At 28.7% G+C, this 15643-nt stretch carries 13 protein-coding genes; 3 read left to right on the top strand and 10 right to left on the bottom strand.

Going from position 1 to position 15643, the window contains the following annotated elements; all coding sequences use genetic code 11:
- Positions 1-404: 404 nt before the first annotated feature.
- From BALCAV_RS13950 to BALCAV_RS22360, 10 genes are all read right to left on the bottom strand, one after another.
- Entirely contained in the window at positions 405-1001 is a 597-nt protein-coding gene (locus BALCAV_RS13950) for an alcohol dehydrogenase catalytic domain-containing protein (RefSeq protein ID WP_003320756.1), read from the bottom strand.
- Positions 1002-2156: 1155 nt separating this feature from the next.
- Positions 2157-2324, bottom strand: a complete 168-nt coding sequence (locus BALCAV_RS22130; protein WP_160173421.1) for a hypothetical protein — start codon at positions 2322-2324, stop codon at positions 2157-2159.
- Complete coding sequence (locus BALCAV_RS13960) at positions 2321-3679, bottom strand: MATE family efflux transporter (RefSeq protein WP_003320759.1); 1359 nt, start codon at positions 3677-3679, stop codon at positions 2321-2323. Before BALCAV_RS13960 ends, BALCAV_RS22130 begins: the two co-directional genes overlap by 4 nt.
- Before the next feature lie 40 nt (positions 3680-3719).
- A complete protein-coding gene (locus BALCAV_RS13965; RefSeq protein ID WP_003320760.1) occupies positions 3720-4766 on the bottom strand; it encodes a hypothetical protein in 1047 nt (348 codons plus the stop codon).
- Between the two features lie 11 nt (positions 4767-4777).
- Positions 4778-5029, bottom strand: a complete 252-nt coding sequence (locus BALCAV_RS13970) for a hypothetical protein (protein WP_040324033.1) — start codon at positions 5027-5029, stop codon at positions 4778-4780.
- A 35-nt stretch (positions 5030-5064) separates the two neighbouring features.
- A complete protein-coding gene (locus BALCAV_RS13975) occupies positions 5065-6363 on the bottom strand; it encodes a YcaO-like family protein (RefSeq protein WP_040324034.1) in 1299 nt (432 codons plus the stop codon).
- A complete protein-coding gene (locus BALCAV_RS13980) occupies positions 6350-7360 on the bottom strand; it encodes a hypothetical protein (RefSeq protein WP_003320762.1) in 1011 nt (336 codons plus the stop codon). Before BALCAV_RS13980 ends, BALCAV_RS13975 begins: the two co-directional genes overlap by 14 nt.
- Before the next feature lie 11 nt (positions 7361-7371).
- Positions 7372-8340, bottom strand: a complete 969-nt coding sequence (locus BALCAV_RS13985; protein WP_003320763.1) for a hypothetical protein — start codon at positions 8338-8340, stop codon at positions 7372-7374.
- Positions 8324-11215 (bottom strand): thiopeptide-type bacteriocin biosynthesis protein, encoded by a 2892-nt coding sequence (locus BALCAV_RS13990; RefSeq protein WP_003320764.1) that lies wholly within the window; start codon positions 11213-11215, stop codon positions 8324-8326. The genes BALCAV_RS13985 and BALCAV_RS13990 overlap by 17 nt, the downstream gene beginning before the upstream one ends.
- Positions 11216-11352: 137 nt before the next feature.
- A complete protein-coding gene (locus BALCAV_RS22360; RefSeq protein ID WP_160173422.1) occupies positions 11353-11529 on the bottom strand; it encodes a hypothetical protein in 177 nt (58 codons plus the stop codon).
- Between the two features lie 1282 nt (positions 11530-12811).
- Between BALCAV_RS22360 and BALCAV_RS13995 the strand changes: the two genes are divergently transcribed.
- The 3 genes from BALCAV_RS13995 to BALCAV_RS14005 all read left to right on the top strand — a co-directional run bounded on the left by BALCAV_RS13995 (position 12812) and on the right by BALCAV_RS14005 (position 15631).
- On the top strand, positions 12812-13417 hold the full coding sequence (locus BALCAV_RS13995) for a hypothetical protein (protein WP_003320765.1): 606 nt from the start codon (positions 12812-12814) through the stop codon (positions 13415-13417).
- A gap of 343 nt (positions 13418-13760) precedes the next feature.
- On the top strand, positions 13761-14699 hold the full coding sequence (locus BALCAV_RS14000; protein WP_003320766.1) for a S8 family serine peptidase: 939 nt from the start codon (positions 13761-13763) through the stop codon (positions 14697-14699).
- Positions 14699-15631 carry an SAR2788 family putative toxin gene (locus tag BALCAV_RS14005; protein WP_003320767.1) on the top strand — a complete coding sequence of 311 codons (933 nt, stop codon included), beginning with the start codon at positions 14699-14701 and terminating at the stop codon, positions 15629-15631. The genes BALCAV_RS14000 and BALCAV_RS14005 overlap by 1 nt, the downstream gene beginning before the upstream one ends.
- The last annotated feature ends 12 nt before the right edge of the window (positions 15632-15643 follow it).

The raw sequence follows: 15643 nt of genomic DNA on the forward strand, positions 1-15643 counted from the left end.
GGCTAAGGAAGCCTACCATGCCCGCCACTCCATGTAAAGCCGTGCATCATCTGTATACTTACAAATAACAAACACCAATAGTGCAGAGTCGGAGTTTATTTTCACCATACGGGCTTATGACCCAGCAAAGGAGCTTATCCGACCTCCACCTCATGGATACGCAGGACGAAGGAAGGTATGGATACCAATCCGGAGAGACATGGGAGGGTTAGCGACCGTGAGTAGCGTGGAGATTTATAGGCACGGTCATACTACTCAATTACCAAACTATACCAGTTTGGACGTTAGGATGGATTATCCCCTGTAAGAAATTTTAATTCGTTCTACTTCTATCCAGTAGTACTGGTAAGATTACTATTTGGTGTTAGAGAAATTTGGAGAATACACGAGTATTAGCGAGAAAATTAAACTTTATTGAGGGAGGTATTTGACCTGGCACTTAGTATTAGTGGCGTACCTCCTTTATCAAGTATTCCTGAACGTCGTATCATGCCTGTTGCAGTCTGTGCACTTAATGAAAAGCATGCTGCTTCAATTTCATTTATACTTCTAGGGATTTTTATAACCTTATTTTTATGGATGCGTAACCACCCTATTGAGGCAAAATTCGTTGCGACACCCGGTAAAATCCCTTTTTTTCCACTATAGGGATAAGAGCAATTAGGCATTACTTTATCACCCACCCTAAAATTCATTACTTTTTTACCCGTAAATACCACCTCTGCACTAAATTCTGAACCAAACGGTAAAAATAACCGGTCTGAGTGTTTCATCTTGAGATAACTTTCTAGTAATATTGCTTTATCCCTAAAATTACAACTAAATGCTTTTATTTTAACTAGCAAATATTCATCATTGTTAGAATCGTTAATATCAAAATTGGGTTGTTCAAATTCAACTAAGCCAAACCTTATTTTTACTTCGCCAAAATCAACTTCACCTAAATCGGTACATTTTTTAGGGTTTTTAACATTAGGGTTTATTGCTACTACTGTCTTCATTCCATTCCCTCCTTAAATCTGATACTATGTCAAGAAATTAGACAACTCGAATAAGGATCCGTACTTCGTTTACTCAAAGCTTCTTACTTACCTAAGTAGACTTTGTTCCAGACTTAGATAATAGTCCATTTCATAAGCACCAAGTGATATATACTAATTATTAGAATGTATTCTCGTGTAATTATTAAAGCTCATTAAAAACTCAATGGTACTTTTTTTAAGCCTGTGCTCTGGATTTATATTTATCATGAAAAACCATCTCTCTTTTAATAATGCCATTATAAGATTCAATAGAGGCATTATCATAACAGTTCCCTTTTCAATTCATACTGGATGTGATTTTCCTTTGGCGAATAATTCTAGATATTTCTTCAATGTAAACTGACTTCCTCGATCAAAGTGGTGAATTAGACCTAGTTTTGATCGCTGTATAACCATCGCTCTTTTGAGTGCCGTTAACTCCAATTTTTTGGTCATACGACCGCCTATTGTCTAACCCAAGATGCGTCTTAAATATAAATCCATGTCAGACGTTAGGTATAGCCAACATTCCATATTCCAGGACACATCACTTGGAATCCTTGATTTAAAAGGTCCGATAACAAAAGTAGTTGAAACCTAGAATTGGTGTTATTTTATACTTTTTAACTGTTTTAAAATGAATGTTATGTTTCTTCATAATTTTCGTAAATGTTTTTGGTGAAATTCGGATCCCCTTTGAAGCAGCTTATACCTTAAATTCTTTATCATATGTTTTCCTCATGATTGGAAAATCCCATTAAATAGTCAGGTTCATTAAATTTTAGTTACTCCTATTTCCTGCATCCTTTATGTTAGATTATAATCAATTTCTTACATTCTATTGTCTCTCACTTATGATTAAATAGATAATCATATGTAACAGTATTAGCTATACAAGTTTCTAATTCAGTTCTAGTGCAATATAATCACAATATTCTAAAATCTATAGAGACTTTAGAATATTGTGATACGTAAAGAATAATTCATAACCTCTGTTCAATAAAAATATTAGTATCTCAAGAAACAAGCCTTCTCTCCTTTAGAATATAGTTTGGTACTACATTACAATTTTTAATAATAGGTATTGATGAACTAGTTTATAAAAAGTGCTTAGATAGAAGAAAGCTCATGTATTCACTCAATTCTTTTTTTTATATTTTTTAATATTTCCCTTTCTTTTCGTGACCATTTCCCTTCTTTTCCTTTTACAATAGCATTCTTAAGTTCTTTTACCTCGTCTAAGTCTTCTGATGACTCAGGTTGAATAAGGAATGTTTTATTATATTTTCTCCAAATTCTCAAGATACCCCCTCGCTTTCTATAATATAATTTTTTTTCCACCTTCCTGTTAAGTAAAGTGCATATGAATTGATTAACGTTAAAACTTGAATAATAGCTAAAGCGAAGAATACCCCGATTACTAAATCTTCATACATATGTGGAATTATTAGAATAGAAGTAAGCACGATTATATACATATTTGAAATAATTAAATACATACTCGCTTTAGCATCTCCAGAGCCTGAATAGAGAAAAATGAAAATCATACTAATATTACCTAGAATCCAAGGCATTGAATATATTTCTATAAACTGAACAAAATATAAGACAATTTCGCTAGAAACCACAATCTCAGCGATACTCACCCTAAATAAGTATAAAAATCCTACTATAACAACCGAGTAAACTGCTAGAACACTCACCATTTTTTTCACTATTTGATTTATTTCTGCTATTTTTCCTTCTCCTTTTAATCTAGATACTAATGGTAATAAGCTAAAACTGAAATTCTGAGCAAATACACCAGCTAGCATGAAAATATAACTTCCAATCGCAAAAACATTGAAAGCTTGTTCTGGATAGTAAGATAATATAAGTATATAAAGAAAGGTGGAAGTACTTAGCGTTAGGTTGTTAAATATTTGCGAAGAAATAAATGAAAAGTTCCTTCTAATTAAACTGAAGGACATCTTTGGAATCAAGTATTTTTTATTAATGTTTATTTCTAAATAGTCTTTGTAGAATATTAACCAGACTAAGTAAGCTAAAGAGAATACATTAGAAATTAAAGTACCTAACCCCGCCGCTGCAATTAGCGAATAATCATTCCTTTCAAAATAGAGCATAAGTATTGGAGTAATAATTATATTAGTAACGATTAATATTACTAGTGCATAATATACGACTTTCAACTTCTCAAAATACCTAGGCAGTATTAATAAGAAATTATTCATAATAATAAACACAAACCCTAATAATAATGGTCTTAAATATTGTTGTGAATAGTTTATTGTCGCTTCATTTGCACCAAACAAATTTCCTAAGAGCCCTAATAATAATAAACCAACTGCTCCTGAAATAATACCAAAGGTCATAATGGCTCCCACGGTTGTCCTTAAAGCATCATTGGCCCCCTTTTTATTGCCTGAACTAAAGTTTTGACTAATGTAAATGAGCATCGCAGCAGCAAAACCAACAAGTATAGCTTCAATTAGCATAGTATATGAGAAAGAAACCCTTATTGCTGCTAATGCATTAGGGTCTTTGATGAAATAGTTAACCCAAAGCATATCAATTAAGGTAGTTAACATTTCTGCGATCCCAATAAATGTCATAGGTAATGAAAATCTCAATATTTTCTTCCAAGATGTATCCATCTATATCCCCCTCTTTTTAAATCAATTTATTCATTGAATTTCAATAATTTGATATAATCACCCCAAATACTGGAGTCTCTTTAGAAGGATCTAAACATAAAATTTCATCAATCAATGGTAAGTTTATACTTTTTATTGGACGAGTAAATTTATTATTACAACAGTTATTAAGAATAATATTTTGGCTAATGATACCTATACCAGAGTATAAAAAAGATAATTTTTCTTCTACTATGTAATTATTTTTTATGGTAAAAATAATAAAAGCATCATTATTTCTAAAGTTTAGATAAGGATAAATTTGATTTAATTTTTGATAACTAATACTATTTCCACTTTTTTTTGATTTGTATTCAGTAGAATTTTCATTTATATATATATGCATGTCAATAAAATTAAAAATATTATGAATTCCGTAAATATTCTTTATTATAGACAGTGAGTCTTCCAATGAATAGTTTATATGCTTTGTTTCTATTTTATTACCTAAATAGACGTTTGTGAAAGGGCCACTACTTCTCAAGTCTATTTTTCTATAAAAATCATTTAAATTCAGATGTTTTTTTAAAACATTATTACTTTTTAACTTTAAAACTAAATTAGAGCTATTGAAATCTACCTCCCAGGAAACTCCATAAGCTTGACTAATTACACCTATGTTGTAAAGTAAATGACCTAATTCTAATAATAATAAGGTTTTCTTTATAGATTTATAGAACTCTGGATATTTGTCACTAAATTCTATTACAATTGAATCAGATTTCTCATTGATACCTTTGTAAACAAGGTATTTATCGCTGAATTCATCTTTTTTAATATACACCCCATCGATAGCTAAAAATATACTAAAAGGGTAAATTGAACGTGGTGATGGGTAAGACTTATGTAACTTATACTTTGTATTACCCGTAACCTTTAGATAATCATTAAGTTTTAATACTTCTTTGTAAAAATCGGATATATCTGAGGAATTAATCTCCCCCAATAAAGTATAATCATTCATGGTTGAAATTAGATCTTGTGTTCCGATAAATTTGTTATAATTAAAGCTAATATCTTTAAGTAAATCGTTCTTAGTCAAAATCATTAGCATATCACCTAACCTAAAGGATGGAAGTTATCATTTATATATATTTGCCTACTTAATGAAGTATCAGTTAACCTTACTCTTTTACCAAAATCAAGAGGTGTACCACCTATAAGGAATGCTTTAGAAACGTTTAAATTAAAGTGATCGAGATATTCGTTAGTTTGGTTAACAACAATAACATCTTCATAATATTTTAAAATTCTTCTTACTACATAATTATATTCCTGTTTCAAATCAATATTTCTATAGTTGTATCTCATTATTAATTCACCTAAAGAAACTATCTTAGGTTTATTTACTTTTTCTTCACTAAACGTGTTCCTTCTTTTGATGCAAAATATAGTACATGCTCTTCTATGTTCTCAAGTTTTTTCTTCTCATAGCATTTTTGGATTCTCCTCCTTAGATTATTAGGGTTAGTGAAGTTATTATAAGCATTGAAAGCGTAATATAACTCTTCTATTGAAGAATCCACAGCATGCAAAATATTCATATGAGCACCAGTGCCAATTAAACAATTAATAGGCTTATTGCCATCCTCACTAAATATAATTGCCAAGACTACAGGTATATCTACATTATTCTTAATCAAAAAAACCCTTAGTTCATACCCCTCATTCCCAAAAAACAAATACTTATTTTTATATAAATTAGAATCTAAGTATAACTCTCTTAAAGAAAGGTTTTTATCATTAAACCAAAAATTCAAAAATGTTTCTCGTTCAATTAATTCTAATAAACTAAATAATGTTGCTTCTTCTAAACTATTTCCAAGTGCACATCCATTTGAATTATCATAAATAAATTGATTAACATGATTCTTGTATAAATACTGTACATACTGTTCTGGTATTAAAATCCCTTTATTATTTCTTAAGGATTTTCCATTTGCCCAAATTGTATTTAAACTGTCATCATATGCAACTAAATTCTCATCAAAATGATTTGCATAGAGACCCAATTTCTTAGGATGAATTACAGAATAGTTTCTTTTCAGATTATCATAATTATCAAATATTGTATTTTTTAATTTTGTTGAAGCAGCAAGTCGCTCTAGATATTCATAGAAACTCTTTCTAGCAGATTCACTAAAACCATGACCTTGAATATTAATATGCTCTCTGTTCATTATTACTGATAAATCATTATCTTTTTGATAAAGATAACCATTCTTATAAAATGTTAAAGTTTGTTTTAAAACAGACTGATTAATATCTTGATCTATTCTTTTATCACTGCTACTATTTTTGAAATACCTTTTTTCACCTTTTTTATTTTGTCTCTCGTAAAATAAGTAAGCATAATTATCATGTATTAATAAATAATCTAGAATTCTTAAATTATTTAAGTAATATAATACAATTTTTTTTAGAAGGATATCAAAACCTATAAAAATTTTTGTATGAGGTATTTTATCAATATCGTAATAGTTATTACTCATATATATTGACTCTTTATGAATTAATACACGACATTTATCTAATTCTGAAATAAATAGCTTACCTTGAGCATTCATAAGAGAATCATGAAACCTTTCTAAATTAAAATCATCAATAATACTTCTTATGTTTGTTATTACTTTATTTAATAACATATTTTCTTCCTTTACTATTTTTTAAAAGATTGCTAATATAATTGATATATATAGTATATGTCAGACTGTCCGAGAAATTCTCTTCATTATTAATACATCGAGATAATAAGTTCTCTTTCTTTAAGGGATTTAAGCTGTTTTTGACTTCTGGGAAATTCAGGGCCAACACTCTTTTTATATAATTTTCATTTTCATCTATTATTAGTTTTGAGAATCTGAATATAAATTCCAAGCTTAATTCTTGGATAATCATGAATATTAAGTTATTTTTAGCGTCAGCTTCATTAATACCTACTGACTTTAACCTTATTTGTTCACCCTGAAAACGCAACTTACAGGTATATAGCGGAAAAAAATCGCTTTGAGAAGTTTCTATTTTATATTTAGAGATTTCTGTATAATTATAAATGCTTGAAGATAAATTACTATAATTAATTTCATCTAACACAATACTACTATGGGCATTAGTATAGTTATTTAAATCGATAATCAGTGACTCACCTTTATTTAATTCTTTTAAAAACTCATTATCGAATATTTTATATTTTAATACTACTTTTGCATATTCTAAAAATATCTTATTATTACTTAGATCAATTTCCATATAATCTCTGATTTTTTCTCTAATATCGCCCAATGAGACAACCATATAATTCTCAGTAAGAATTACATATAAACCATGTGTTGAATGCTCTTGGCTTTCCAATTTACCTTGGTTAAACCAATGGTCGAAAAAAATATTGTTACTATAAACCTGATACTCATATTTCTCTTCTTTTACCTCATTTGTATATACCATATTGTAATTTTTCAATATTCCTATGAATTTCCTCTCAATATGATTATAATTACCTTCTCTATTTCTAATTTTATTTATGAGGTTATAGAAAACATCTTTTTGTTCATCGTTTAGTTTTATCTCGATATTTTTATTATCACTTGAAAGTATAAACTTTGAGTTATTATCTATGATAAAAAATGATGGATTAAGATACACAAAAACTCCTCCTATTGATATTGTTCAATCACATATTTCTCTTTAGCTATGAAATAATTCATAAAAAATTTCTCTCTGGGTACGATACATAATAAAACTAATTTCTCATATAATATATTTAGAACAAATTTGTTCCAACAAAGTACTTGATCATAAAGTATTTTATGTTTTATATCTTTATTTAGAAAAATCTCTTGATGATTATTGGAAGCCAGTTTGTATTTTTCAACTAAGTATTCTTCACTAAATGGAGAAAAAAAATTAAATTCTTTTCTATCAACCATCTTTTTAAAATCCTCAAATACAACATTCAATTTTTCACTCAAGTCATGCCTTGGGTTATGATTTCTTCTTTTTTTATAGTTTTGATAACGTTTTTCAAATACTTTTTTCACATTCTCTCTACTTGAGCTATTCAACGAATTTAGCAATCCTGCAAAATGAGATAAATGGGATATATATCCATCTGAATTGAGCATAGGACTATTATGGAGCATTTCCTCCGGTAAAGATTTAGAAAAGGGTAATATATCTTCGATGATTGAATAAATGGTATTTTCTTTAAAGTAATCATCTTTATAATAATCATCAAAAACTTTACTTACTTTAATATACATTTCTAACTGTTTTATATTTTCGAAATACTCATTTTGTTTCCAACCATTCCTAATTTTAATTGTATTTTGAAAAATATTATATAACGATTCTCTTTTATCTGATAACATAGCATTTTTTTTATATTTAAATCTAAACTCTTCTTCATCGTAATAATCAGTATTTTCATTAATTACTGAGCTGATGAGAGCTACTATATATGTTATATCTTCTATATTTAACTCTCCCATTATTTTTGTATGATATCCATTCTCCCAACTCTTAGAAATTGTTATTTGTTCAAAATCCGATAATATTTTTACACATAATAAATTCACCTTAGGGTTATTATTATGAAAACAATAAATTTCATTGTAATTCTCCATATCGACCCTCAATTTCCATTAGATATTTGAAATTATAAAGACAGTAACCCGATAACGACAACATTTCATTTTCTATACTTCTCTCTACATAAAAGTGTCTATTAATGGCCATGTGTATAATACTTTGATATATATATTCTTTTCTTTCATCTCCCATCCTAAAAAGTTCTATTATACTTTCAATAGCTTTACCTTGTTTTCTTTTTTCGTAACCATTGTATTTATCTCTATATTTTTCTAATAATATTTTTACATTATTTTTATATCTGTTTCTATTTTTCTTAAATTTATATAAGCTAGCCTTATCTGTATCATTATTACATAGTTTTATAAATTCCAAAGCATTTTTATAATTAGGGAAAAAATCAAGTAAAGTATTAATTACAACAAAAATTCCTTTCTCTTCTACAGAAAATTTCTTATACTCGTTATCGTCTAATAAGTTAAAGTAATAGTCTGTATCTAAATAGAAGTATTTATATATTTCTTTATATATTTTTTCTCCGCCATACCTTTCTTTTTCCGGAAAGAACAAATTTTTAGAGTAGTCAATTATATCCTCCGAGTCTATTAAACTATTTAAACTAGTCTCAAGATTATGGACCGAAGTATCTTTACCTTTAAATCGAACTCTTATATGTTCTTTTTCGTCACTATAGTAAACAATAAAATATTCCTTACTTTTTGTACTTACTAATAATTCTCTAATTAACTTTGTGACAATATCTTTATTGTATTTTTCATAATATATTTTATAGTAGTGATAACTAATATCATACTTATTATTATCATTTTCATTCTGAATATTTCCATTTTCAATAAAATCGTGTTTAAATTCTGGAATTGTTAAAATATAATCCCTTCCAATTGTATCATTAGCACCTATTACTTCTGATAAAGTAACTATTTCTTGCTTATTAATTTCTTCTATAATAATATCCAAAGAAAAACTATTTTCTGTAAATAAAGTAATATTCATATCCCCTACTATTAAATTTACTATCTTTTCTACATTTATTTTAGATAAATATTCTCTTAGCTCTTTTCTTGACACATCTTTATTAGAACCTACTATATTACTTTTTGATATTTGCCATTTCTTTGTATGGAAAACAATATTTTTATACTCTATCCTAGGTAGACAAACTAAGTTATTAAGATGTGAAAAGTTTAATTCACGTGGATGGCAACTCATCACTTCTGCAAATAAATTCAAAAAATGAGTTATACGTAGCTCATTAAAATTGTTATAGTATAATAAATTAGTCCGGATAGGTACTATTATTTGTTGTGTTTTCTTAGATTTTAAATAAAGATTACCCTCTTTAAACCCCATGACTATGTCGTTAATATTTATAGAACCCTCATCTTCAGATAAACAATCAATCTCTATATTAGAGATGACTTTGTTAAAAGAAATACCTAAGTCTGGATAATTAAAAGGTAACGTGCAAATAGCCGCTTGGTTATAACCCTCATTATTTATTATATTATTTTTCTTCAGATTGAACCTCCCTGCAAATACATATGGTGAGCTTGAAATAGAGCTATTAGTAAGTATATATTTTTCACTTCCGTTATTACGATACATATTAAACTTAATATCATATCCTATATTAGCTTGTGTAGTAAGTTCATAATTTATATAATTATTCATTTCTGATATATCATCATCACTCAGCACTATTACTTCTTCTTTTAAGACGTCGCTTCTCAACCATTTATTAAATATAAACATTTCTTGTTTTGCTTTAATTTTATCAATTTTGCTTTGAAGTTTATAGAAAGTTGAACCTAAATTTTCATTTGGTAGACCAATACCTTTATCTTTATTGATCACCTCTATCAAACTTACTTCATTAAATTGTCCATATCTTGCTAAAAATTTAATTTTAAAATGTTCAAACATAATATACCTAGGATCAAATATTTGATGTTGGTTAAAAACTTGGATGTTATCTATGAATTCTTTAATAGAATTTTCATTTACCTCAGTGGGATTAATAGATTCATTCCCAATTAAATCAACGACTATATATTCTTTTGCATAACAAACTTTCCGCATTTCTATAATCATTTTCTCGTACAAATTAATCGCTTGTCCAACTCGGCTCATCTCGTATTCATCAATAAGGTTACGAATATACAATAGCTTCTTCTTTATACTCTCATCTGTACTATCAATCATTAGATTCAAACAGCTTTTACCAAAATTATATGTATGAGGTTTAATATTAGTTACTAAAATATTTATATCTATTAAATTCTTTATAAAATGCAATAGTTCACCTTTAGATACGCCTGCGAACTTTTCACTTAACTGTTTAATTAAAGTTTCTATATAGACAGGTGTTTTGCACTGATTTAATAAATATTCTATTAGTTTATTCTTTCTAATTTTTTTAATTATGTTCTTAGATTCGTTAATAGTGTCTAACTCAATATGTAATTTCTTTATCCTAACCATATTATTTAATTGAACTTTTATGAGTGAAGTTATTTCTATTCTACTTTCTATTTTTTTTCTTAATTCATTTAACCAAATATTACTTGGACGTACTATTTTATGTAATTTCTCATTAGTATCTACATAACCAATTGAGGAGTTCAATCCGAATGGAATAGCTCTAGTACTCATTCTCAAATAGTATTTATATACAGAATTTACCATATGGAGTGGATAATCCCCTTTTTCTTTGGCTTTAATGATAGCTCTATATAGATTTTCACTTGAAATCATTAACCTCTCTAAAAATTCATCATCCTCTATTAATAAATCGAACAAACTATTATCTTCAATTTTTTTAAATGTATATGCTAAGTTTTTATGTCTATAAGCAGACTCTCTCACAATCAAATTCGCAATATTATACACTAAGCACTCTCCTTTATGATTTAAGCTGATTAATTTTATAATTCAAAATTAATCAGCTTAAATTTGACATTTCACTTATTAATAGGACTTTTTATTTGCATGAAAAAATTCGACAGTTTCATTTTTTTCAAAAGTGCTTATAGTCCTGTTTTTACGATTGAAGAACAACTATTAAAGCTTCCAGATGCTCCCATTGTGTCCATCATAGTTGTCGAATCTACTTCATAGATTTCTAAATCTAGATCTAGTAAACTTAAAGCTGCTTTTCCTTTTTCAGTTTTTTCTAAACTTAATCTTTCAATATTTTTCTCCATTTTATTTCCCCTTCTCCAATCGATTTTAGCTCGGCCGGCTATAATCACAATAGAATAAATTACCATAAAAGTAAATGTATTCGGTAGATTTTCTTACTATATTTCTGAGCTATCAAGAAAATATAGTTTAACGATATTTATTAAAACAGAAATAATAATTGCACTGACTTCCAGAAGAATCACTATTATGACTAGTTAAAAGTCTAAAATTGTTAACCACATAGTAGACCTTATATATCATTGTATTTTATGACTTGTTTTATATTATTCAATGTCAGTTATATAATATTAAAGGGAAACTTCGATGTCCGACCGATGACATTGTTACCAACTAAAATTGATAGGTATAGCATCTATATAATACTGAATTTCTACTAATTTTAATTCAGAGAAAGGAAACCTTTAGGTAGGATTGCTCCTCCTTGTTGTATGAAGACAATGAAAGTTATTGGCACTTGGAATCGAAAAGCCAGCGAGCACTCCAGAAACACTAAAGTGTATAGCTACCAATGTGGACTCATTCACCATTAACTACCGGACCTCGTTATTCCAAATAAAAGATATGAAGGTGAATGTATGGAAATGGTTCTTTCGAATCCTACTATCCCTCATGCAATTGTAGAGGATGAATGTCCTTTAAATAATTGGACGACTAATGGGAAATTCACCGCTGTGGCTGATTACAGTTGTACTCCTTACAGTAGATCAACATTTATAGGTACATACCAGTTTTGCATTTTTGTCCGCATATATATGAATTACACTCCTAATTAATCTTATTAAATTGAGAAGTTTCATTATGAAAAATAGTAGAAAAGCAAAAGAGATGCTGATAATCTTCTGCAATCTCGAATTGATCAATAAGTTTATTTATTTTTTTAGGAGTAATTTTACTACCGATATCGTGGTACAGTGTATTGTTCAGGGAATTGTGCTGGCTCATAACTTTGCATAAAATTTGGATTTATGAGAAACTTCACTTAAAAAGTGGGGTTTTTTTTGTATAAACTCTACTAAAAAAGAAGAGCGTTTAATACATTATTGCATATGGAACATTTATATTAGTGAGAAAATATATGCTATAATTATATAGATATTAGTATGGAGGATTCAAAAATGTTAAAGAAAAATAATAACCTATTTGGTAAACGACTTAGAGAAATAAGGAAGGCGAGAGGGTTAATCTGAGTCAGAAGATTGGAATGTAGCTTACATCGCTGCTTTTGAAAAGGCCTATAATCGCGAAATGCAGTTCATCAATGCTGAAGATGGTGGTTACAAAATGGGGTATGAACTACAAGAGTTAGAGTTTCCTAATGAAGTGAAAGATGATATTGACTTAAGCAAAGTTTATACGAAAGAATATGAAAAGGGTTTTAAAAAACGCTCAGAAGAAGAGCAAAAGAAGCATCAAGACTTAGGCTATGAGAGTGGATACGAACTTGTTGAGCAGACTTCAGTTGAAATTGACGATCGGTTTATTGAATTTTTTAACGAAGGTTACATAGAAGGGTTTGAGACAATTAAAGGTGAAACGTTGGAACTAGGATATTTATTAGCTTTTCAGCTTATGAGTTATGAACCACCGGCGGATGTTGTCCATGAGTCTTTATTAGAGTGGTATGAAGAAGGATATGGATCTAATGACATTGCGGCAGAAATCAAAACTACAGCATACGATAACGGTTATGAAAACAAAGATTACTATATTCCTGAAGGTTTTAAAGTGAATGAGGATGCGATCGCTTTGTATGATGGTCTGTTTTATGAAGGACAGGAAGTGAAGAAGGAAGAAGACCGGGAGAGGTTACTGTTGTTTGGTGGTATTGGTGCTGGTGTGTTAGGAGTTGCTGGTGGAGGGTATTATCTGAGGAGGAGAAAAAATTAACTTATCCTTTACGCGGACTAAATATCCAAATAATTAATCTCCATTTAAAATAAAAAAAATAATACAAAAGAAATGAGTTTAGATTATCCTAAAAAGTTCAGTGCCGTAAAAATTGTTAAAGAACTAGAAAATTAATAGTAAACACCTGGGAAATAATTTCTCAGGTACTTTTTTTGTAAGATGATAAACTTTACTTCAATCGGACAAAAAAATTTTACTACTTTCAAAGAGTATAAAGATTACTCGAATTAAAAAAGTAAAATTTAGAAAAATATATTGAATATTTATATGTTTTCAATATAATAAAATAGTTCCATTTTTACTAATAGAAGGGTGGTATGTATTGAAAAAAAGAAAACTTTATTTAATCTTACTTATCTTATTATTAGTTATTATGGCAATAGTTGTTTTTCAAAGTTTAGTATCCAATCAATCTAAGGATGAATTGAAACTAGAATCACAAGTTACATCATGGGCATACGATTTATTGTTACCTGACATTTCTTTAGAACATGAAAAGGTCAAGGTTGCTATTATTGACAGTGGAATAAACAAAGAACATGAAGATTTACAACATATTAAATTCATTGAATTTAATATTCTAGAAAAAGAAACTGCCATTATTGATGAGTTTGGTCATGGAACAGCTATTGCTGGGATAATCGCAGCAGAAAATAATGAATTTGGAGTAATTGGATTATCTCAGAATGTAGAAATTTACGATGTGAAAATACTAAATGAAAATGGAAAAGGCGAGGTTGAACATCTAATTGAAGCGATTCATTGGTGTGTTGAACAAAATGTAGAAATAATTAATCTGAGTTTTGGTTTTCAAACAGAAAGTAAACCACTAAAAGAGGCTATTGATAGAGCTATATCAGAAGGTATTATTATAGTTGCATCGATCGGCAACACATTTGGGTTGCGTGGTGATTATCCTGCAATTTATGAAGAGGTTATTTCAATAACATCAGTTGATGAAGATTTAAACCGTTCTAGTTTCGCCTCTAAACATAATATTGACTATGCCATGCCAGGAGAAAATATTTATACCACTAATAAAGATGGTGGTTATTCGTTTTTTGATGGAACTAGTTTTGCTACTGCCCATGCAACAGGAATTATCTCTATTCTCCTCGATTATTATAAACAAGAACAAAGAGAATTTAAAAAGAATACTAGTTTTGAAGATTATTTAAAAGCACATTCCTTTTCAAACAATGATTGGAAATTTAGTGATTATGGAATGGGCATTTTAAATTTAAGAAAAGAGGACCGATGATGAAAATAGCAAAGAAAATATTTTCTGTATTTCTTATTGTTTGTTTAATAACTACAGTTATGCCATATGATTTGCTTCACAATGTTAAAGCAGATGATGTTGAGTCTGATCATGAATTTATACTGACTAATGAAGAACAAGATGTAGTAGAGGAAAGTTTAAACGATGAACTGAGTACAGAATTAGATACTGAAAATAATGAAGAGTTACATGTTGAAGTGGCTGAAGTATCAAGGGATTTCTTAATTGTAGAAACAACATATGAAGATGATGAAAATGAAGCGAAATTTGAGATGGAATTTTCATTTGAAACAGAAGAAATCATTATGATAACTGAACATCGTGAAGAAGGAAAAGTGGTTGAAGGACAATATGAAATAGAAATCCTAGAAGTAAACGATGATTCATATGTTTTTAATTTTATTGATCTTAACACAGGAGAAGAACATATTGTTGACTCCACAAAAATTGAAGCGTCTGCTTTACCTGTAGCTATTTATTTTATTGGTTCACAGGTTGCCAGAATTACAGTTCAACACATTGGAAAAAAAGCCATCTTAAAAATTGGTAAAAAAACATTCCAGGCGAAGTCAAAAGATGCTGCTAAGAAAGCAACAGTCAATTTTTCTAATTTCACCACTAACGCAGGAGGAAAAACTGTTTATTTTACTAAGTCAAAAATGCAACATATTCTACAAAACCATCACCCAAATTATTGGACTGGGAAAAGTGGGAAATCAATGTTTGATCCTAGTTTAAGTGTCAATCAAGTTAAAAACATTGTTACTAATGTTATTAATAGTAATAAAACTACCATTGGAAATGCTCTTAAAAAAGGAAACTCTGTTAATGTTTATAAGACTATAAATGGTGTAAGATATAAAGTGAATATAGGGAAAGATGGGTATGTAAAATCAGCATATCCAGTTTAATGGGGTGGTAAT

It is taken from the genome of Alkalihalobacillus alcalophilus ATCC 27647 = CGMCC 1.3604, assembly GCF_000292245.2.
Taxonomy (GTDB): domain Bacteria; phylum Bacillota; class Bacilli; order Bacillales; family Bacillaceae_D; genus Alkalihalobacillus; species Alkalihalobacillus alcalophilus.

Excerpts from the sequence above, each read along its gene's own strand:
- BALCAV_RS13950 (WP_003320756.1), bottom strand. The coding sequence starts at position 1,001 with ATGAAGACAGTAGTAGCAATAAACCCTAATGTTAAAAACCCTAAAAAA.
- BALCAV_RS13960 (WP_003320759.1), bottom strand. The coding sequence starts at position 3,679 with ATGGATACATCTTGGAAGAAAATATTGAGATTTTCATTACCTATGACA.
- BALCAV_RS13965 (WP_003320760.1), bottom strand. The coding sequence starts at position 4,766 with ATGATTTTGACTAAGAACGATTTACTTAAAGATATTAGCTTTAATTAT.
- BALCAV_RS13970 (WP_040324033.1), bottom strand. The coding sequence starts at position 5,029 with ATGAGATACAACTATAGAAATATTGATTTGAAACAGGAATATAATTAT.
- BALCAV_RS13975 (WP_040324034.1), bottom strand. The coding sequence starts at position 6,363 with ATGTTATTAAATAAAGTAATAACAAACATAAGAAGTATTATTGATGAT.
- BALCAV_RS13985 (WP_003320763.1), bottom strand. The coding sequence starts at position 8,340 with ATGGAGAATTACAATGAAATTTATTGTTTTCATAATAATAACCCTAAG.
- BALCAV_RS22360 (WP_160173422.1), bottom strand. The coding sequence starts at position 11,529 with ATGGAGAAAAATATTGAAAGATTAAGTTTAGAAAAAACTGAAAAAGGA.
- BALCAV_RS13995 (WP_003320765.1), top strand. The coding sequence starts at position 12,812 with ATGGGGTATGAACTACAAGAGTTAGAGTTTCCTAATGAAGTGAAAGAT.
- BALCAV_RS14005 (WP_003320767.1), top strand. The coding sequence starts at position 14,699 with ATGAAAATAGCAAAGAAAATATTTTCTGTATTTCTTATTGTTTGTTTA.